Annotated in this window: 1 pseudogene; it reads left to right on the top strand. The window is 60.2% G+C overall.

The window, feature by feature from the left end:
* Positions 1-28 precede the first annotated feature (28 nt).
* Positions 29-654 (top strand): annotated as a pseudogene (locus G7A66_RS12915) (SAM-dependent methyltransferase); the annotation flags it as partial.

Genomic DNA, 654 nt, shown 5'->3' with positions numbered 1-654 from the left:
CATCATCACTGCCAGGCGAAGCGCTCTCATGACCGAACCAGATCCAGACACGCTCAACGAACTCGTAGGCAAGATGCTCGGGGACCTGGGGGGCGCCTTCAGTGTGCCCACCGTCCGTATCGGCCTCAGGCTAGGCCTCTTCGACTCTCTTCACTCGGACGGGCCAGCAACATCGGCAGCCTTGGCTACGCGACTGGGGCTAGCGGAGAGATATGTGCGCGAGTGGGCGATGGCGCAGGCACTCAATGGCTACATTCAGTTCGACCCCGCGACCGAGCAGTTCAGCCTCTCACCTGAGCAGGCGATGGTATTCGCGATCAAGGACAGCCCGGTCTACCTGGAAGGAGCCTTCGAACTTGCGGCTGCAATGATCGAAGGCGAACCAAAGGTCGAGCACGGCTTTCGAACCGGAGAGGGCGTTGCCTGGGGTGAAAGCGCAGGGTGCCTCTTCTGTGCGGTGGGGTCGTTCTTCCGACCCGGCTACGTCAACGGCATTGTCCAGGCTTGGCTTCCTGCCCTCGATGGGATGATGCCGCGATTGGAGGCGGGAGCAAAAATTGCCGATGTTGGGTGCGGGATCGGTTTCTCCACTTTGATCATGGCCGAAGCTTTTCCGAACAGCCGGTTCATCGGCTACGATTTCCACGAACAGTC

Origin of the sequence: Alteripontixanthobacter muriae, assembly GCF_013336795.1 — a bacterium.
GTDB classification, from domain to species: domain Bacteria; phylum Pseudomonadota; class Alphaproteobacteria; order Sphingomonadales; family Sphingomonadaceae; genus Pseudopontixanthobacter; species Pseudopontixanthobacter muriae.
Note: the sequence above shows the minus strand (reverse complement) of the source record. Positions and strands in the feature narration are given on the sequence as shown.